The sequence below is a fragment of the Methylobacterium sp. PvR107 genome (assembly GCF_017833295.1).
Classification (GTDB): Bacteria; Pseudomonadota; Alphaproteobacteria; order Rhizobiales; family Beijerinckiaceae; genus Methylobacterium.
The window spans coordinates 5,803,071-5,822,372 of sequence record NZ_JAFIBW010000001.1 but is presented as its reverse complement, the minus strand read 5'-3'; the positions used below and the strand labels follow the sequence as shown (position 1 = coordinate 5,822,372).

14 protein-coding genes are annotated in these 19,302 nt (G+C 71.2%); 5 read left to right on the top strand and 9 right to left on the bottom strand.

Features of this window, described 5'->3' with window-relative positions:
• Positions 1–95: 95 nt before the first annotated feature.
• Positions 96–1,370, top strand: coding sequence for a 23S rRNA (adenine(2503)-C(2))-methyltransferase RlmN (gene rlmN, locus JOE48_RS27550; RefSeq protein ID WP_210034636.1), 1,275 nt, complete (start codon positions 96–98; stop codon positions 1,368–1,370).
• A gap of 137 nt (positions 1,371–1,507) precedes the next feature.
• On the opposite strand, the gene JOE48_RS27545 is transcribed toward rlmN, so the two are convergent.
• The 3 genes from JOE48_RS27545 to JOE48_RS27535 all read right to left on the bottom strand — a co-directional run bounded on the left by JOE48_RS27545 (position 1,508) and on the right by JOE48_RS27535 (position 8,135).
• Positions 1,508–6,829 (bottom strand): alpha-2-macroglobulin, encoded by a 5,322-nt coding sequence (locus tag JOE48_RS27545; RefSeq protein WP_210034629.1) that lies wholly within the window; start codon positions 6,827–6,829, stop codon positions 1,508–1,510.
• A 129-nt stretch (positions 6,830–6,958) separates the two neighbouring features.
• Complete coding sequence (locus tag JOE48_RS27540; protein ID WP_210034627.1) at positions 6,959–7,258, bottom strand: antibiotic biosynthesis monooxygenase family protein; 300 nt, start codon at positions 7,256–7,258, stop codon at positions 6,959–6,961.
• Between the two features lie 16 nt (positions 7,259–7,274).
• Positions 7,275–8,135 (bottom strand): Kdo hydroxylase family protein, encoded by an 861-nt coding sequence (locus tag JOE48_RS27535; RefSeq protein ID WP_210034624.1) that lies wholly within the window; start codon positions 8,133–8,135, stop codon positions 7,275–7,277.
• Positions 8,136–8,339: 204 nt separating this feature from the next.
• Here JOE48_RS27535 and JOE48_RS27530 point away from each other — a divergent pair, with 204 nt between their 5' ends.
• Complete coding sequence (locus tag JOE48_RS27530) at positions 8,340–8,789, top strand: RNA polymerase subunit sigma-70 (protein ID WP_210034615.1); 450 nt, start codon at positions 8,340–8,342, stop codon at positions 8,787–8,789.
• 65 nt (positions 8,790–8,854) lie between these two features.
• Here the strand turns inward: JOE48_RS27530 and JOE48_RS27525 are convergent, their stop codons facing one another.
• On the bottom strand, positions 8,855–9,856 hold the full coding sequence (locus JOE48_RS27525; RefSeq protein WP_210034613.1) for a GNAT family N-acetyltransferase: 1,002 nt from the start codon (positions 9,854–9,856) through the stop codon (positions 8,855–8,857).
• A gap of 162 nt (positions 9,857–10,018) precedes the next feature.
• Positions 10,019–10,501: an Hsp20 family protein gene (locus JOE48_RS27520; protein WP_192708402.1), complete on the bottom strand. Its 483-nt coding sequence runs from the start codon at positions 10,499–10,501 to the stop codon at positions 10,019–10,021.
• Positions 10,502–10,737: 236 nt separating this feature from the next.
• Here JOE48_RS27520 and JOE48_RS27515 point away from each other — a divergent pair, with 236 nt between their 5' ends.
• Positions 10,738–11,730, top strand: coding sequence for an alpha/beta fold hydrolase (locus JOE48_RS27515; protein WP_210036095.1), 993 nt, complete (start codon positions 10,738–10,740; stop codon positions 11,728–11,730).
• Between the two features lie 4 nt (positions 11,731–11,734).
• Here JOE48_RS27515 and JOE48_RS27510 read toward each other — a convergent pair whose 3' ends face one another.
• Positions 11,735–12,259 (bottom strand): SixA phosphatase family protein, encoded by a 525-nt coding sequence (locus JOE48_RS27510; RefSeq protein WP_210034611.1) that lies wholly within the window; start codon positions 12,257–12,259, stop codon positions 11,735–11,737.
• A gap of 204 nt (positions 12,260–12,463) precedes the next feature.
• Between JOE48_RS27510 and JOE48_RS27505 the strand changes: the two genes are divergently transcribed.
• Complete coding sequence (locus JOE48_RS27505; RefSeq protein WP_210034607.1) at positions 12,464–13,384, top strand: class I fructose-bisphosphate aldolase; 921 nt, start codon at positions 12,464–12,466, stop codon at positions 13,382–13,384.
• A gap of 25 nt (positions 13,385–13,409) precedes the next feature.
• Here JOE48_RS27505 and JOE48_RS27500 read toward each other — a convergent pair whose 3' ends face one another.
• The 3 genes from JOE48_RS27500 to JOE48_RS27490 form a co-directional block, all read right to left on the bottom strand.
• Positions 13,410–14,261 carry a MoxR family ATPase gene (locus JOE48_RS27500; protein WP_210034606.1) on the bottom strand — a complete coding sequence of 284 codons (852 nt, stop codon included), beginning with the start codon at positions 14,259–14,261 and terminating at the stop codon, positions 13,410–13,412.
• 234 nt (positions 14,262–14,495) lie between these two features.
• Entirely contained in the window at positions 14,496–15,137 is a 642-nt protein-coding gene (locus JOE48_RS27495; protein WP_210034604.1) for a hypothetical protein, read from the bottom strand.
• Positions 15,134–16,393, bottom strand: a complete 1,260-nt coding sequence (locus JOE48_RS27490) for an ATPase (RefSeq protein WP_210034603.1) — start codon at positions 16,391–16,393, stop codon at positions 15,134–15,136. Before JOE48_RS27490 ends, JOE48_RS27495 begins: the two co-directional genes overlap by 4 nt.
• Positions 16,394–16,706: 313 nt before the next feature.
• On the opposite strand from JOE48_RS27490, the gene JOE48_RS27485 reads away from it, so the two are divergent.
• Positions 16,707–18,569 carry a cation:proton antiporter gene (locus JOE48_RS27485; protein ID WP_210034602.1) on the top strand — a complete coding sequence of 621 codons (1,863 nt, stop codon included), beginning with the start codon at positions 16,707–16,709 and terminating at the stop codon, positions 18,567–18,569.
• Positions 18,570–19,302 lie beyond the last annotated feature (733 nt).

The following is a 19,302-nucleotide window of genomic DNA, read 5'->3' as shown; positions in this document are numbered from 1 at the left end:
TCTCCGTCAGGGCCCCTGTGGGCGGCGCGCATTCGCCTTCGCCGCCGGGATCGCCTATATCAGACCCTTTCCAACGTATGGATCGTTTGAACGCCATGGCGACGCCGTCGCTCGACAGCGCCCGCGCGGCCGATGCCGCGATTGAGAAGGCGCCGGATCTCCTCCCCGAGGCGCTGCCCGGCCGCCGCCCGTCGCTGGTCGGCCTGACCCGCGACGCCCTCAAGGCGCAGCTCGTCGGCATGGGCGTGCCCGAGCGCGAGAGCCGGATGCGCGCCGGCCAGGTCTGGCACTGGGTCAATTTCCGCGGCGCGTCCGACTTCGCCGAGATGACCAATGTCGGCAAGGCGCTGAAGGCGCAGCTCGCCGAGCACTTCACCCTGGAGCGGCCGGAGGTCGCGAGCCGGCAGGTCTCCCGCGACGGCACCCGCAAGTGGCTGCTGCGCATGGCGCCGACCAACCGGCAGGAGCACAACCGCGGCGCCGAGATCGAGTGCGTCTACATTCCCGGCCCGGACCGGGGCACGCTGTGCGTGTCCTCCCAGGTCGGCTGCACCCTGACCTGCTCGTTCTGCCATACCGGCACGCAGCGCCTCGTGCGCAACCTCTCGGCCGCCGAGATCGTGCAGCAGCTCGTCACCGCCCGGGACGAGCTCGGCGACTGGCCCGGCCAGATGCCGAGCCGCGACGCCGGCGGCGCCGGCGAGGTCGGCCGGCTCGTGACCAACATCGTGTTCATGGGCATGGGCGAGCCCCTCTACAATCTCGACGCCGTGGTCGACGCGGTCGGGGTGATGTCGGACCAGGAGGGGCTCGCCCTGTCCCGCCGCCGGATCACGGTCTCGACCTCGGGGGTCGTGCCGCAGATCCCGCGGCTCGGCGAGCAGGCCAACGCCATGCTGGCGATCTCGCTCCACGCCGTGCGCGACGACCTGCGCAACGAGCTGGTGCCGCTCAACCGGAAATACCCGATCGCCGAGCTGCTCGCGGCCTGCCGGACCTATCCGGGCCTGAGCAACGCCCGCCGGATCACCTTCGAGTACGTGATGCTGAAGGGGGTCAACGATTCGGACGCGGACGCGCGGGAGCTGGTCCGCCTGCTCAAGGGCATCCCGGCCAAGATCAACCTGATCCCGTTCAACCCCTGGCCGGGCAGCCGCTACGAATGCTCCGACTGGGACCGGATCGAGCGCTTCTCCGAGATCGTGTTCAACGCCGGCTACGCCTCGCCGGTGCGCACGCCCCGGGGCCGGGACATCCTGGCGGCCTGCGGCCAGCTCAAGAGCGAGACCGAGAAACTGCGCGCCCGCGCCCGGTTGATGCAGGAGGAGGGCATCGGCGTGGAGAGCTTCTACGCGGGCGCCGACGACTGACACCCGTCCTTGCGAGCGCAGCGAAGCAATCCAGTGCCGCGCCACGCCCGCCGATGGCGCGCTGCCCCGGGGTCGCTTCGCTGCGCTCGCGATGACGGGAGGGCGACGTCGAGCGGAGCGCTCGAACGCCACCCGTCCTACTTCGCCGCCCCGACCGTCACGCTGCCCGAGGTGGTCCGGCCGAACCGCGCCGGCCGGTACATGTCCTCCACGGTGGCGCCCGGATGGACGTAGGTCCCGGGTGAGACCGCCCGCACCGTGTAGGCCACCGTGAAGAAGGCCGACTGGCTCGGGTCGCGGTCGTAGGCCGCCACGAACCGGTCGTCCCGGAACTCGGTGTGGACCGGCTGCACGTCGGACTTGGCGAAGGCGAGCCCCTGGAGCGCGTCGGCGTCGAGGAGCTTCGGATTGTCGATCTCCAGCCCCGCCGGCAGCGGATCGACCAGCAGGAGCCGCGCCGCCTCCGCCTTGGACTCCGTGACCTTGAGCACCACCACCAGGCGGTCGTTCTGGCGCAGGCCGCTCGCCGGGTCGACGGTGCTGCCGTCGAGGCGGCGGAAGCTCCGCTCGATCGTGTAGCCCTGCTGCGCCGCCGGCTCCGGCACCAGGGGGCTGCCGTTGACGGTCACGGCCACCTGCACAGGCGCGCGGCCGGTATTGGTGAGCTGCACGCTCCTGTCGGCCAGGGCCGCCTCCCGGTAGACCCGGGCCAGCAGGCCGGTCTGCGGGGCGCCGTCCAGGGTGAACGACAGCGCGCCCGCCTCGTTCGACAGGCTCTCGGCGGCGAGCACCATCCAGGCATTCTCCTGCGTGCTCGTCGACCGCTCGGCCTGCTGCTCCTCGCCGAGCACGGAAGCGGCGGGGCCCAGCGCCCCCTGCGCCAGCCCGCTCTCGGCGGCGAGCGTGATCAGCCCGGCCCCGTCGCGCAGGCGGGAGCCGTAATCGGCGCGATAGACACCCTTGTCGCGATCGGCGCGCAGCAGGGTGAGCGCCGAGTCCATCGTCTTGGCGGCCCGGCCGCGGTCGCCGAGCAGGGCCAGGGCGGCGGCGAGCTGCGCGCGCCCGAGGGCGGAGGAGAAGTCGCCGATCTTGGTGTCGGCGAGGTAGCGCAGGTCTCCCATCACCGGCCGGCCGTTCCGGGCGAGCACGTAGGCCGCGTAGGCGAGGTCGGCGCCGCCGTTGCGCACCTCGGTGGCGTTGGCCACCGCGTTGCGCAGGTAGTCGAGGGCCTGGGCGAAGGCCTTCTGCGGCACCGCGAAGTTGCGCTCGCGGGCACGGGTCAGGAAGTCGGTGACGTAGGCGTCGAGCCAGAGGTCGCTCGACCCCTGCGCCGACCACAGGCCGAAATCGCCGCTCGAATCCTGGCGGGCGAGCAGGCGCTCGATCGACTCGCGCACCCGATCGTCGGCGCCGTTGTCGAGGGCGAGCTTCTCCAGGGCCGCGAGCTTGTTGACGTAGAGCAGCGGCATCGCCCGGCTCACCACCTGCTCGGAGCAGCCGTAGGGGTAGCGGTCGAGCGCCCGGAGCAGGGCCGCCACGTCGACCCCCGGCAGGGGCGTGGCCGAGAGCGAGACGCTGCCGGTGCCCGGCTGCAGGTCGGCGAGGAGGTCCGAGGTCAGCGTCAGCCCCGCCCCGGGGGCGAGGCTGCGCACCGAGCGGCGCAGCAGGGCGCCGGTGCCCGGCGCGATGCCCAGGGCGAAGCTCTGGTTCAGGGCGGCCGGAAGTCCCGGCCCCGACAAAGCGAGGTCGAGGCGGGCCGTGCCCGGTCCGGCGGCGGTGAGCGGGATCGCGAACTGGCCCTTGGCGCCGGCCTCCAGCCGCAGCGTCTGGCGCAGCGCGCTGGCGCCGACCACGACCGGGCCGGTCGGGCTCAGGTCGACCGTGTACTCGCCCGCCTGCCCCTCGACATTGTCGAGGGCCACGAACAGGCGCGAGCGGTCGCCGGTGTCGAGGAAGCGCGGCAGCGTGGCGCTGAGCACGACCGGTTCGCGGATGATCACGTCGGCCTGGGCCTGCCCGACCCGGTCGCCGCTCCAGGCGGTGACCATGACGCGGCCGGTGCCGTTGAAGGCCGGGATCGGGAAGGTGACGCTGGCCGCGCCGTCCGGCCCCACGGTCACGATTCCGGAATAGAGCGCCAGCGGGGCCTGGGTCGGCGGGGAATCGGCAAGCTCGCCGCCGCCCGCGTCGCCGCCGGAGCGGATCGCCCCGGCCGAGCCCTGCATGCCGTCGATCAGGTAGCCGTAGAGGTCGCGGACCTCCGGCCCGAGCGCCCGCTGGCCGAGGAAGTACTGGGTGGGGTCCGGCGCCGCGTAGCGGGTCAGGTTGAGGATGCCGACATCGACGAGGGCCACGGTGATCCGCGCCGGCTCGCCGGCCTTCAGCCCGGCGAGCTGGACCGGCAGGGTCAGGTCCTGGCGCGGGCGCGCCCGCTCCGGCGCCTTCACGGCGACCCCGAGGCTGCGCCGCTCGCGGTCCACAGAGAACCACGCCAGACCCAGCGCCCGGCCCGGCAGGCGCCTGGCCGCCTGGTCGAGGGGCCGGTAGGCGGTGGCCACCAGGTAGGCGCCGGCGCCCCACTCGGCCTTCACCGGGATGCTGACCGTGGTGCCGCCCTCCGGCACGCTGACCTCCAGGGTCTGGTGCACGCGGTCGCTGACGACCATCAGGCTGGCCTGACCCTTGAACGTCGGGCTGAGCTTGGCCCGCAGCGTGTCGCCGGCCGCGTAGGCGGCCTTGTCGAGGGTCAGGTCGAGCAGGTCGGGCGCCTCCGCGGTCTCGGAGCCGCCCCAGCCCACCTCGAAGCCAAGGCTCGCACTCGCCTCCGGGGCGCCCGCGGTCGAGACCTCCAGCCGGTATCGGCCGAGGCCGACCGGCGCCTCGATCCGGCTCGGGCCGGCGGCCGTGAGGTCGACGGTGCCGCTGGCGACGCGCCGGGCGGACTTGACCGCCTCGAACGACCAGCGCCCGTCCGCCCTGTACCACTGGTAGGAGGAGTCGATCCGCGACAGGGTCCAGCTCACGCCCGGCCGGGCGAGGAGCGCCCCGTCGGGGCGCGCGAACACAGCGTCGAAGCCCGCGATCCCGCCCTCCTTCAGGTCGGTGAAGCCCTTGCGCAGGGCGAGGACCGGGTTGGCCGGGAGGATCGGCAGCGTCAGGCTGCGCGACAGCGCCCGGCCGCCGGGCTCGCCGACCGCCAGCGTGATCTTCGCCTCCAGCGCCCGCGGCGCCGCGACCTGGGGCACCGGCACCGTGACGGTGGCGCCGCCCTGCGCGTTCGTGGTGGCGTGGTCCTGCAGTTCCTGCGTCGCCGGCTCCACCGCCTCGTCGTCGAGACCGATGGCGTAGGCCTCGAGCCCCTTGATGCCGCTGGCGGCCGCCGCCTGCACGGTCACGCTGCCCGACACGTCGAGATCGGCGCCCGGGGCGCCGTAGAGGTAGCGGGCGGCGACGTCGACCTGCGCGGCCTCGCCCCGGTTCAGGGCCGCCTGCCGGGCCTTGAGGGTCACCTCCAGCCGCTCGGGGACGTAATCCTCCACGAGGAAGCTGGTCTCGCCGATCGCGGGCGCCTTCGGGTCCGTGTAGGCGGAGACCCGCCACGTGCCGTGCATCGCCCCCGACAGGAGCGGCAGCGGCAGGGCGCGGCCGCCGAGCCCCTGGTCGGGCACCGAGACGCGCCGGTACTCGACGCCGTCCGGCCGCTTGACCACCAGGGTCAGCGGCAGGTCCGGCACGGCGGCGCCGCGGGGATCGCGCAGCAGGGCGGTGAGCTGGACGGTCTCGCCGGTGCGGTAGACCCCGCGCTCCGGGAACAGATAGGCGTCGAGGCCGCCGGTCTCGGGCCGCCCCTTCACCCCGCGGTCGGTGAGGTCGAAGGCGCCGAGGTTGAGGTCGAGGAAGCCGTAATCGCCGCCGGCCTGCGCCACCACGAGGCTCGGGGCCAGACCGCCCTCCCCGCGGGCGAGCCCCGAGTCGAAGGCGACGTGCCCCTGCGAATCCGTGGTCCGGGTGCCCAGCACCTCGTTGTTGCGGGCGACCAGCCGGATCTCGGCGCCCGGCATCACCTGCGCGGAGGCGAGCGAGCGCAGGACCACGGTGACCCCGTCCCGGCCCTTGGTGGCGGTGAGCCCCAGGTCGGAGACCACGAACCACTGAGTCGCCTGGGTGTCGTACTCCTCGTCCGAGGCGGCCACGCCCGAGGGCCGGGCCAGCATCACGTAGAGGCCGGGTTCCAGCTTGCCCACCGCCTGCAGGACCGGGAAGGCGGTGACGGCCTCCTGGTTCAACTCGGCCTTGGCGGTGTCGAGGGTGCCCTTCCAGACGCGCTGGCCCTTCTCGGACGCGATCGTCCGGGCGGTCGAGCCGCTGAGCTGGCCCAGGAAGTCCTCCGACCGCAGGGTCGGCAGCAGGCCGCGGTCGCCGATCCGCAGCACCTCGACGTCGAGCTTGGGCGCGTTCACCGAGACCAGGGGCACGCCCGCCTGCCCCGTGCGCGGCAGGACGTAGTTGCGCCCGGTGAAGCGCACCTGCGGGGCGCGGTCGCGGACGTAGATCTCGTAATCGGCGGCCTTGAGCAGGCTCTCGCCCACCGCCGAGGGCAGGCCCTGGCGGACCACGATGGCGTAGCGGCCGCCGTGCTTGAGCCCGTCCACGCAGACCTGGGAGCCCTCCCCGGTCACGGCGGCCGCGCTGCTGCCCGAGACGGCGACGAAGGGCGCGTAGTCGGTCTTGGGCCTGATCGCCTCCGAGAAGGTGAAGCAGGCCCGGGGGGCGGCCGCGTCGGAATCGACCTTGTAGTCGAGGATCCGGAAGCCGTGCTGCGCCCGCACGGTCTCGTAGGTTTCTCGGACCGGACCGGTCTCGGCCAGGGCGAGGCTCGCCGCGTAGGCGTCGAGCGCCGGTCGCCAGGATTCCTGCTCGGCCTCGGCGGCGCCGAGCGCCGCCAGCGAGGCCGCGGCGTCGGCGGCCGTGCCGGCGCGCTCGTAGGCGCGATAGGCGGCGGCCGTCACCCGCCCGCGCAGGCGCGCCCGGCCCTGGTAGTCGTTGTCCTCGAGGGCACCCAGGGCCGCCGCGGCTCCCCGGGCATAGGCCTGCCAGTTGCGCCCGTCGGCCGGGTCGGCCGCCACCGCGGCGGCGAGTGGCGCCAGCGCCTCGTCGGGCTTGTCGGCGGCGAGCAGGGCCAGCCCGGCGGCGCGGGACTGGCCGGCGGGCCGGAGCGGGCCCCCGGCTTCCGCCTTCAGCGCGGTCTCCAGGCGGACCGCCGCGCTGGCGAGGTCGGCCCGGACGAAGGTCCTGGCGAACGGCGCGGCGACGGCCGTGACTGGCCGCGGCGCGGTGCGGGCCGCAGGTGGGGACTGGGCCGGTGGGGACTGGGCGGGCAGGGTCTGGGCGAGGGCCGGACCGCCGGCAATTCCTCCGAGGAGCACCAGGGCACCCGCGAGCCGTCCGAGCCGCGCCATCAGCCTGTTCCCCACCCGCCGCAACCCCGATGATTCGTCCCGGGTCCCGTCGCGCGGGAGCCTAGCACCGGCGGTCGGGCTCGCAACGCTCCGGATCGCCGGGGGCCCGCCCTGGCCTCGCGCCGGGGCTCAGAACGCCTTCAGCACCTGCTCGGCGTGCTCGACGGCGACCGGGCCGGCGAAGCAGTGGGCGACCAGGGCGCGGTAATCCTGCCAGGGCTGCGAGCCGGTGAAGTCCTTGGTGTGGGCCTCCAGCGTGTCCCAGTGGATCAGCAGCCGGTAGCGCTGCGGGTGCTCGATGGAGCGCCGCACCTCGAAGTGCCGGCAGCCCTTGGCCTGCTTGAAGATCGCCGAGGCCTCGGTGATGCCTGTCTCGAACTCGGCCTCCAGGCCGGGCTTGATCTCGATCTGCGCGATCTCGAGGATCATCGGTACGGTTCCTCTCTCAGGTGCGAAGGGCGCGGCCGAGCTTGGCTGCGAGGATGCGCTGCGGGCTCAGGGCCGGGTCGGCCTGGGCGGCGACCGGCAGGTAGGCGGTCTGCTCCAGCATGTAGCGGCCGCCCATGGCCCCGTGCATCACGAGGTCGGAGAAGGTCACCCAGGTCTCGCCCGGGCGGAACTCCACGTCGGCCTGGGGCGCAGACGCCTGATAGGTCTCGTCCTGCTTGAGGGCGTCGTGCAGGTGCAGCATCAGGTGGTCGTATTCCGAGCGCCGGGCCTTGGTGATGCGCAGAGCCGCGAGCAGGCGCGCCGAGAGCGGCGCGTAGCCGGGCAGCCGCGGTAGGAACTTCTCCGCCATCGACCCGAAATCCTCGCCGACCCGCCAGCGGCGCGGCTCGCCCGCGGGGTTGATGTTGCGGAATACCCGCAGGATCCGCTTCTCGCCGATCGGGTTCGACGGGAAGGCATCGACGTGCAGCCGCGTGTCGTCGCGCCGCCAGCTCAGCTTGCGCCGGTCGACGTCGAAGGGCCGGTAGGAGGTGCCGGCGAGGCTCACCCGGTCGCGATACGCGGGCAGGTAGGTGCCGATCAGGTCGCGGGCGAAGGCGCGGTAGCGGATCAGGAGCTGGCGCAGGGCCTCCTGCTCCTCCGGCGTACCGGCCGCGCCGCGCAGCTCGGCGGCCTCGCCGCGGATGCTGACGTTCTTGGCCTTGCCATCCGCGAAAGGCCGCTCGGTGAACCGGCGCTCGAACGCGCTGAACGGGAAGGGCAGGTCCGGGAACAGCAGCACCGCCCCGGCTTCCAGCTCTCGCGCCAGGGAGCCGGGCGCCTCGCCGGGAGCGACTCTGCGGATCGGGCTGATCATCGTGCGCGGGCTGGCCCTGCCATGTGGGTGCGCCCCTGTAGCCGAGGCACCCCGTGCAGGCCAGGGGCGCCATTTCCGGTGGATGACATCGCGCGTCCACCGACACCGGATCGCGGACCCGGCCGCAGCGCTTGCGCAACCGCTTCGTTCCCGGCACGTTCCCCGGCTAGTACCGGCTCGAGAGCGCGGCGGAGGATGGCGCCGATGGCGACCCTGAAGGAATTCGAGGAAGCCCTGCGCGAGCACGGCATGAACATGGCGCTGGCGCTGCTGGAGCGCCTGCGCGAGCGTGACCGCGCGAACCGCACGGTCAAGCCGGCCCGGCGGCTGACCGGGCAGAAGATGACCCCGGAACTCGCCCGGGCGATCCTGGATCTGCACGCCACCACGGGCATGACCCAGCAGGAGATCGCCTTCAAGGTCGGGGTGAATCAGGGCCGGGTCAACGAGGTGATCAAGCGCGGCAAGTGGCTGACGGACGATCCGAGCGCCCCCGAGGCGGTGGCCCGTGACAAGGCGGTCGCCCGGATGCGCGGCGACCCGAAGCCGAAGAGGCAGGCCGCGGCGCGGTCCGCCTCCGGCCGGACCAAGGAGCGCAAGGCCCCGCCGCCGAAGACGCGCAATCAGGGTCAGCTGGCGCTGGGAGATCTTTAAGGGGTTGCTTCGCTCCGCGCGCAACGACGCTGAGCGACACACCCTCCGAGTGCCCGGATCAGTCCTCACGCGGCCGGCGCGAAATGCCCCCGGTAGCGCGCGCCGATCGCCTCGACCGGCAGCGTCACGAACACGTCGGTCGTGCCGAACTGGCGGTCGATCACCGCACCGTCGCCGAAGGTCGCGCCGAGGCGCAGATAGCCCTTGATCAGCGGCGGCAGCGCCTGAAGGGCGGCCTTGGCATCCACGGCCTCGCGCGGCATCCGGTCCATCGCCACCGCGCGCTCCGGCAGCGCCCGGGCCCGCCAGCCCTCGGGGGCGCGGGCATGGTGGTGCAGGAAGGCGAGCGGCAGCGCCAGCCGGTCCGGATCGGTGCCCTCCAGGCTGGCGCAGCCGATCAGCGCGTCGATCCGGTGGTGCAGGACGTAGGCGTAGATCCCCTGCCACAGCAGCTCGACGATGCGCTTGCCCCGATAGGGCTTCAGCACGCAGGACCGGCCGAGCTCCAGCAGCCGCCGGTGCCCCTGCGCGGCGAGCAGCGGCCCGAGGTCGTACTCGCCCTCGGAATAGAAGCCCGCATGGCGCGCCGCCACCTCGCTGCGCAGCAGCCGGTAGGTGCCGACCACCTTGGGACGGGGCTCCACGAAGGGCTTCTTTCGCTTCGGCGCCGTGTGGTCGAGGACGAGCAGATGGTCGCAGAGCGCGTCGTAGCTGTCGACGTCGCGCCGGGACAGGGCGGCAAGCCCGGTCGGGACCGCCGACATCTCCTCGTAGAACACCTTGTAGCGCAGGCGCTGCGCGCGGCGGATCTCGGATTTCTTCGTGGCCAGCCGCACCTCCAGGCTGCCGATGCGGCCGAGGCTACGCCCCTCGAACGGATCCGGCAGGCGGATGGCACGATCGGCCGAGAGGACATCGGCGATGCCGGCCGGACCGGCCTCGTCCAGGCGCGGTTGCATCTGCCGTCGACGCAGCTTGGCGATCGGTGCACCGACACCCCATTGCACGCCCCTGTGCCAGCCGGCTCCGAGCGCGCTGTAGGCTCCGCGGGCGAGATTGGCGACCATGGTCGGGGATCACTCCGGGTGCGCGTCCTGCACCGTCCGGGGACTTAAGAGCACGAACGCACACGCCATTATGACAGCCGCGACAAGAAAAGCGCCCCAGCGTGGGCTGGGGCGCTCGATCACTCCGGGGTTCCGACGGTGAGGGCTGACAGCCCGGCCGGATCAGGCAGCCTGCTGGACGGCATCCGTGCGGACGTCACCCTCGATCACCGGGGCGCTGGCGCGGCCCGCCGTGGCGATCTGGATGCGGCGCGGCTTCTTCGCCTCCGGAACCTCGCGGACGAGGTCGATGTGGAGGAGGCCGTTCTCGAGCGCGGCGCCCGTCACCTGGACGTGGTCGGCGAGCTGGAAACGGCGCTCGAAGGCGCGGGCCGCGATGCCCTGATGCAGGAACTCCGCCTTGCCCTCGGGCTTGCGCTCGCCCTTCAGCGTGAGCGCGTTCTCCCGCACCTCGATCGACAGGTCGGACTCGGTGAAGCCGGCGACCGCGACGGTGATGCGGTAGGCGTTCTCGCCGGTCCGCTCGATGTTGTAGGGCGGGTAGGTGGGCGCAGCCTCGGCGCTCGCGAACTGGTCGAGCGCGGAGAACAGCCGGTCGAAGCCGACGGTGGAGCGGTAGAGGGGCGCAAGATCGAACTGACGCATGACATATCCTCGCGTGAGCAACATGCAATTCCGGTCCGCCCAGAGGGCCGGACCCGTCTTTCGTGCCGCCTGATGGCCGGCACAGGCGAGATATCGGGGGCGAAAAAACCGGGTTCAAGCCCCCCGTCGATAGCAAGAATCGAGATTTTTTCGCTACGGTCGGACCGCGTACGGACACGCTTGAGGTGAGCCCTGTGAGACGGTTCGACGGTGAGATCGGGCGGGAGCCGCCGCTCATGACCCTGCGCGGGACGCCGGACAACCCGGTGCCGCCAGGCGGCACCCTGATCGCGGTCGGCACGCGCGACGATTGCACCCTGCGGGCGGCCTACTGGCAGACCACGGCGCGCAGCTGCCGCGGCACGATCTGCCTGCTCCAGGGCCGGGCCGAGTTCATCGAGAAGTACTACGAGACGATCCGCGAGCTGCGGAGCCGGGGCTTCGCGGTCGTCGCCTTCGACTGGCGCGGCCAGGGCGAGTCGGACCGGCGGGTGGACGACCCGCACAAGGGCCACGTTGCCCATTTCGACGAATACCGCCTCGACCTGAAGGCCGTGGCCGAGACGGTGCTGGTCCCGCTGATGCCGGAACCGCATATCGGCCTCGCGCACTCGATGGGCGGATGCGTCGCCCTCCTCGGGGCTCTCGACGGCTGGCTGCCGTTCCGGCGTCTGGTGGCGCTGGCGCCGATGCTCTCGATCCGGATGATCCGCTGGCCGGCCGGCGCCGCTCTGCTCTCACGGGGATTGCAGCGGCTCGGGCTCGGGAGCCGCTACATCCCGCTCGGCAAGCCGGTCTCGATCGCCACGAAACCCTTCGCCGGGAACCGCCTCTCGCGCGATCCCGTCCGCTACGCCCGCAACGCCGCGGCGGCCCGGCAGGTCGGCGCCGGCGCCGTCGGCGATCCGACGATCGCGTGGCTCGCCGAGGCGTTCCGGGCCATGGCGCGCCTGCGCGATCCGCGCGCGGCGCCGCGCATCGCGTTGCCGACGCTGATCATCGCGGCGGGCGCCGACCCGGTCTGCGGCACCCCCGAGGCCGAGCGGTTCGCGGCCCGGCTGAAGGCCGGCCACATCCTGGTCCTGCCGAATTCCCGGCACGAGATCCTGACCGAGCGCGATGCGATCCGGCAGGATTTCTGGGCGGCCTTCGAGGCCTTCGCGCCGGGCTCGCCCCTGCCGTCCCACGCGGAGGTCGAGGCGCACGCCGCGGCGGTCCCGGTGGCGTGAGATCTCAGCCGGCGAGATCCGGGTCGATGTCGCGCGGGCGCACGAACCGCTCCAGGCGGCCCCGGTCCGACGCGATCTCCGCCCAAACGGCAGCGTCAAAGTCGATCACCGCGTAGGCGGCGGTCGGGAACTCCAGGGCCAGGTGATCGCGGGCGGCACGCGGCCCCTCCCCCGCCAGGTCGACCGCAAGGTCGCCGAGGCCCGGATTGTGGCCGACGACGATCACGGTGGTCGCCGTATCGGGGGCGGTCTTGATCACGTCGAGGATCCGGCGGGCCGGGGCCTCGTAGATCTCCGGCTGCCAGCGCGTCTCCGGATTGCCGAGCGCCGCAGCCATCGCGTCCCAGGTCTCCCGCGTCCGCAGCGCCGTCGAGACCAAAGCGAGGTCGGGGCGGAACCCCGCCTTCGCCAGATGGGCGCCCACGGCCGGCGCGGTCCGGCGGCCGCGGGCATTGAGCGGACGTTCGCGGTCGGCGACGCCCGCCGGGCGGTCCGACTTGGCGTGCCGCAACAGGATCAGCCTGCGCATCCCATGAGCCTTCGAAGAAGCTATTCCTGGCGTCGTCCCGGGGCGAGGCGCGCGGGTGTCGCCGGCCCGGCCCCGTGGATGTCCCCTGCCCGGTTAGCCGAAACGGCGGCGCGCGGGAACCTCGGCTTTCCTCGCCCGGTTCGGAAAGCGGGCCGCGGCGCCCGAGCAGATGGCGCGTCGGCCTTTGGCGAAGGAGGCTGCCCGATGGAACGATCGCCCCGCGTCACCGAGATCCTGTCCTGGTACGGGGCCGACAGCCCCGGGACGCTCACCAACCTCGCCCGCATGCTGGAGCACGGCAGGCTCGGCGGCACCGGCAAGATGCTGATCCTGCCGGTGGATCAGGGTTTCGAGCACGGTCCCGCCCGCAGCTTCGGACCGAATCCGCCGGCCTACGATCCGCATTACCATTTCGAACTCGCCCTGGCGGCGGGCTGCAACGCCTACGCGGCACCGCTCGGCTTCCTGGAGGCCGGCGCGCGGGACTATGCCGGGCGCATCCCGCTGATCCTCAAGCTCAACGACCACGATCTGCTCGCCGACGAGGAGGATCCCGAGCAGGCCATCACCGGCTCTGTGGCGGACGCGCTGCGGCTCGGCGCCTGCGCCATCGGCTTCACGATCTATCCGGGCTCGACCCACCGCAACGCCATGTACGGCCAGATCCGCGCCATTGCCGAGGAGGCCAAGAGCGTCGGGCTCGCGGTGGTGATCTGGTCCTACGCACGGGGCTCGGCCCTGTCGAAGGAGGGCGAGACCGCCATCGACGTGATCGGCTACGCGGCGCAGATCGCCGCGCAGCTCGGCGCCCACATCATCAAGGTCAAGCTGCCCACCGCCCATATCGAGCAGCCGGCGGCCCGGAAGGTCTACGAATCCACCGGCATCCCGATCGGCACCGCGGCCGAGCGCGTCCGCCACGTGGTGCAATGCGCCTTCAACGGCCGGCGGATCGTGATCTTCTCCGGCGGCGCCCACGCAGAGGAGGCCACGTTCCTCGACGAGATCCGCGCGATCCAGGCCGGCGGCGGCTTCGGCTCGATCGTCGGGCGCAACGCGTTCCAGCGCTCGAAGGCGGAGGCCCTGAAGCTTCTGGGACAAATCACCGACATCTACGCCGGCTAGACCGGCTGACGCGGGCGCCTGAACCTCAGCCGCCGCGCTGCTCGCGCCGCATCATGAAGGCGAGCTTCTCGAACAGGCTGACATCCTGCTCGTTTTTCAGAAGCGCCCCGTGCAGCGGCGGGATCAGCTTGCGGCCGTCGTGCTCGCGCAGGGTCTCAGGGGCGATGTCCTCGGAGACGAGGAGCTTCAGCCAGTCGAGCAGTTCCGAGGTCGAGGGCTTCTTCTTGAGGCCTGGGACCTCGCGCATCGCCAGGAAGGTCCGCAGGGCTTCCTCGACGAGGCGGTGCTTGATGCCCGGATAATGCACGTCGACGATGCGCTGCAGCGTCTCGGCATCGGGGAACTTGATGTAGTGGAAGAAGCAGCGGCGCAGGAACGCGTCCGGCAGCTCCTTCTCGTTGTTGGACGTGATGATCATGATCGGCCGGCGCACGGCCTTCACGGTCTCGCCGGTCTCGTAGACATGGAACTCCATCCGGTCGAGTTCGGTGAGGAGATCGTTGGGGAACTCGATGTCGGCCTTGTCGATCTCGTCGATGAGCAGGACCGGGCGCTCGGGCGCCGTGAAGGCCTCCCAGAGCTTGCCGCGCCGGATGTAGTTGGCAATGTCCGAGACCCGGGGATCGCCGAGTTGGGAATCGCGCAGGCGCGAGACCGCGTCGTACTCGTAGAGGCCCTGCTGCGCCTTGGTGGTAGACTTGATGTTCCAGACGATCAGCGGCGCGCCGAGCTCTTTGGCGATCTCCTCGGCCAGCACGGTCTTGCCGGTGCCGGGCTCGCCCTTCACCAGGAGCGGGCGCTCGAGAACCACGGCGGCGTTGACGGCTGCCGTCAGGTCGGGGGTCGCGACGTAGGACTCGGTTCCGGAAAAGCGCATCGCGATCTCGATGAGGTGGGTCGGGGAAAACGGGTAACGCGGGGCGCCACAGGGTCGCAAGCGCGACGCTGGATCCGACTCCCCCGCCGTCATCCTGAGATGCCCGCGTCAGTGAGCCTCGAAGGAGGGCTCCAGGGATCTCGGAGCGATCTGGAAGGCTCCCTCGAGGCCTCCGCTCCGGCACCTCAGGATGCGGGTAAGGATTGGATGTCCGCGCTAAACCTCGGGGCCTGATCAGCCCTTCTCGTGCCAGACGCAGTTCCGGGCCAGGATCTCGAGGTTGACGTCCGACTTCTGCGGCTGCGGCAGGGTCTTGCCGTCCATGGCGAGGTCGATCTTGATCTCGACCTGACCCTTCGCCTCGTTCGAGCGGCGGGAGAAGTAGCAATATTGCTGGTAGGGCTGGTCGGCGCTGTCCTTGAAGTTCCAGCCGGTCACGATCTGCCCGTCGAGATAGGGCACCTGCTTGAACACCGTGAAGGTGGTGTTCACCGCCGCCTTCGAGGCCGGGGCGGCGTCGCTGCCGAGCTGCGCCTTGGTCGGCGTCGGCGAGGCGGCGACCTTGGGCAGGCCCTCGAGCTTGAGGGTGTTGTCGGTGAGCGTGACCTCGCCCTTGGTCTTCAGGGTCACGTTCGAGAGCGCGGCCTGCATGGCGGCGGCGATCTTCTCCGCCGCGGTGTCGAACTGGTTCAGGGTCGCCCAGCCATAGGCCGCCGCCCCGACGCCGATGCCGGCGAGGCACGCGAAGGCGCCGAAGCCCAGGGCCCGGAACAGGAACGCCCGGGCGGCGACGTAGCTCGAATCCGCCCGCAGACGGGAATTTACCTGCTGGGCGAGGGCGATGTTCTCAGGAGTTCCGCCCGCGACGTAGTTCATGCGCCCGCTCCCGCGGCAGGTAGGGTCTGGCCCGGCAGGGTCTGGTTGGGCAGAGGCTGCTGGCCCTGGGCCGGTCGGTTCATCGGGATCACCGCGCCCGAGGCGTTGGCGGCGCGCGGCAGGATCGGCTCAGGATGCGAGCGCAGGGCGTCGGCGATCGCGTCCAGCATGTAGGGGGCGGCCTCCGGGTTCACGGCGGCGCCGAGATCGTCCTCGTCCATGAAGGTCCGGCGGGTCGAGACCGCGCAGAGCGCCAGGATCGTCGACGCGAAGGCCGCGCAGATCGCCGGCAGGAACACGAAGATCCGCAGGAAGGCGTGGACCTGGCTCTCGGTCACGTCGATCGGATCGACGCCGTAGACCATGGCGGTGAACGAGTGGAGCTGCGAGCGGTTGACCGCGTTCCGGTAGCCCTGCTCGGCATCGGCCACGCGGCGGTCGGCGGCGCCCGGATCGAGGGCGGCGCGCGCCTTGCGGGCCTCCTCCAGGTCCTTGATCATCCCGGCGCGGTCGGCCGACGCCTTGGCGACGCCCTGCGACAGGGCCGCGACGCGGGGGTCGGCCACGCATTTCAGGTTCTGGTACTTGCGGCCCTTGCTGTTGGTGCCGAACACGCGCTCGCAGCGCTGGGCCGGCAGGCCGGCGAGCTGCTGGGCGTTGTCGGCGGAGCGCTTCTCGATCTGGTCGAGCTCGGCCGTGTACTGGGCCACGCGCTCGTCCGCCGCCTTGATCCGGTCGCCGATCGTGGCGCGGTCGGCCTGCGCGTCCTTCAGGGCGGTCTTGGTGCGGGCCGCCTCCATCAGGCGGGGATGGAACATCATCTCGCCGAGCTGCGACACCGACTTGGTGGTCACGCCCGCGGCGAAGATGATGCCCAGCACCGCGAGGCCGCGCACGAAGTAGGAGCGCTGGGTGCGGGCCAGGATCCCGAGCGGCACCCGGCACAGCTCAACCGCGGCGTAGACCAGCGGCGCCAGCAGCATGAAGTAGAAGGCGTGCCAGTCGCCGTCGCTGTAGACGCCCGCGAATAGCCACGCGCCCCAGAGCGAGGCGCCGATCACCATGAACTCGACGAGGTACGCGATGGCCACGTAGCCCCACTTGATGCGGTAGCCCTTGTCGACGTGGCGCTGGTGGTGCCAGCGATCTGATTCCAGCTTCCATTCGCGCTGCTCGCGCTTGAGGTCGCGGTTGGGTGGCGAAGCGGGACCGCTAAATATCGATTTGATGGAGATCATCGGCCTCGTCGCGTCCATCGGGTCCAGTCTCGGGCACGGCCCTGCCGAGCTTAACCGCCGGTTAACTCAGGCGTGTATGCGCGCATTGTGCCGATTTTGCGCCGCGTTGCACGTCTTCACTGCACGCATCCTCTGGATGGCCGTCTGCATCCCGCGTGCCGGTGACCGAAATGTCTCACCCCGGCCGTGTATCCGGCTTGTGTCGGAACGCACCTGCGCGGGACCGATCCGGGGTCGAAACAGGTTGCTCCCAGGACAGGCCCGACCCATGATCGCGCTGCCGTGATCGGCATCCCCGCCGCCCCGAGAGACGAGGTTCGATCCGCCGCCGATGCCAGAGGTCCAGATCTCAGGAGTTCATTCGGGCTCCTACAAGGAAGCGATCCTATTCCTCGTCACGGCGGGCATCGTGGTGCCGCTGTTCCACCGCCTGAGGATCTCGCCGGTTCTCGGCTTCATCGGTGCCGGCGCCCTGCTAGGACCCTTCGGCCTCGGCCGCCTGGCCGATGCGCACCCCTACGTGCATCTCTTCACCATCGGCAACCGGGCCGAGATCGCGCACCTCGCCGAGTTCGGCGTGATCTTCCTGATGTTCATGATCGGGATCGAGCTGTCCTGGGAACGCTTGCGGATCCTGCGTCGCCTGGTTTTCGGCCTCGGTTCCCTGCAGGTCGGCTGCTCCGCGCTGATCCTCGGCGCGATCCTCTACGGACTCAACGTGCCGCTCACCGGCGCGGCGATCGTCGGCATCGGCCTCGCCCTGTCGTCGACCGCCGTGGTGCTGCCGGTCCTGGCCGAACAGAAGCGGCTCAATGCGCCCACCGGCCGCACCAGCTTCGCGGTCCTGCTGTTCCAGGATCTGGCGGTGGCGCCGGTCCTGTTCGCCATCGCGGTGCTCGGCCGCGACGACGGCGGCGACAAGGGCTGGGCGCTGGCCATGGCGCTCGGCCAGGCCGCCGTCGCGCTGGTGCTGATCGTGGTCGCCGGGCGCCTCGCCCTGCGGCCCCTGTTCCAGCTGGTGGCGCGCACGCGCTCTACGGAGCTGTTCATGGCGGCCTGCCTGCTGGTCATCGTCGGCACGGCGCTGACCGCGGCGGCGAGCGGCCTGTCGATGACGCTGGGCGCCTTCGTGGCCGGCCTGCTGCTCGCCGAGACCGAGTATCGCCGGGCGATCGAGGCGACGATCGACCCGTTCAAGGGCCTGCTCCTCGGCGTGTTCTTCGTCTCGGTGGGCATGAACCTGGACCCGGCCCAGCTCATGGCGTCGCCGGGGGCGATCCTCGGCCTGTCCCTGGCGCTCGTCCTGATCAAGGCCGCCGTGGTGATGATGGCCGCCCCCGTCCTGAAGATCCCCCGGCCCGTGGCCCTGGAGACGGCGCTGCTGCTCGGGCCGGGCGGCGAGTTCGCCTACGTGCTGATCGGCGGCGCCATGGCGACCGGGCTGGTGCCGGAGGAGGTTGGGGCGGCCGCCCTGGTGGTCACCACCGTCACGATGATCATGATCCCGGCTCTGGCGGCGATCGGCCGGCGGCTCAAGATGCGGGCGACGGCCAGCGCCCAGGCTGCCGTCAAGGCGGAGCCGTGGCCGGAGCGGGTGGAGAATCGGGTGATCGTGGCGGGCTTCGGCCGCGTCGGCCGGCAGGTCGGCGAGATGCTGGAGCGGCACAAGATCCCGTATCTCGCCCTCGATTCCGACGCCGCCCGGGTCGCCGAGCAGCGTCGCGCCGGCGCGCCGGTCTATTTCGGCGACAGCGGCAACACCGAGATGCTGCGCCGCTGCGACATCGCCACGGCCCGGGCCCTGGTGGTGACCCTCGACAACCCGCGTGCCGTCGAGGCGGCAGTGTCGGCGGCCCGCGCGGAGCGGCCGGACCTGACCATCGTGGCCCGCGCCCGCGACGCCCGCCATGCCTCGTCCCTTTACGAACTCGGCGTCGACGACGCGGTGCCGGAAACGATCGAGGCCTCGCTGCAATTGTCGGAGGCGGTGCTGGTCGATGTCGGCGTGCCGATGGGACTCGTCATCGCGTCGATCCACGAGCGCCGGGACGAGTATCGCGCCCTGCTGAAGAAGCGCGAGAGCGAGGCGAAGCCGATCTTCCGCGCCCGCCGCACGGTGGGCAAGACGCTGGGAAAGCCGTCGGCCAAGCGGGAACCGGAGCGTCAGGAAGTGGCGGCCGGCCAGGAGGCGTGACCTCCCCGCCGGAGCCACCGCCTCCGGTGCAAGGCCTGCCCCAATCTCCGATACGTCCCGAATGAACGAGGCCGGGCGCGGCGCTGCAGCCGCGTGCCGGTTCACCGTCGCGCCCGGCCTGCCAGGGAGGGCGCGCCGATATCGGCGCCTCCGGACCCGTCTGCGGCAGCTGTGCCTCCGGCGCCTGCGCGATATCGCGACAACGGACGCGTCGATCAAGATCAAGGTTGCGTGATTTCTGCCGCGTATCAAATATCTGAAAGTGGTGAGCCGTAGTTTTATCAATATTAGATGTTATTTCTAACGTAAAACAATGCTTACGACGTCCAAATTATTGTTTATCGATAACAGTTCCGTCTATCTATATAATTCTGTAGTCATTCTGTCGTCCGTGCTTTATGTTTCGGGTCATCGATTGCATGATCGCGACCGCTGCGGGCATCGAACCGGTCGGGGGGGGCGAAGCGGCCGAGGAGCAGAGGGACATGTCAAACGTCCCGGTCGTGCCCCGTTCGGAGGCGGGGAACGACCGTCCTCGTCCTTGAGAGGATCGGTTCGGGCGCGGAACCCGATCGAGTGATGGATCGCGTCGGGCAAACGGCGATGAGCGAGCCGCAAGACCGCGTTCACGGCAGAGGCTCCGGCCGCATCATCGCCCGGTACGCGACCTTCAGCATGAGCACGGACGACGTGCCGAAGATGCGGGCATCGAGTATTGGGGGAACGCCTGTCG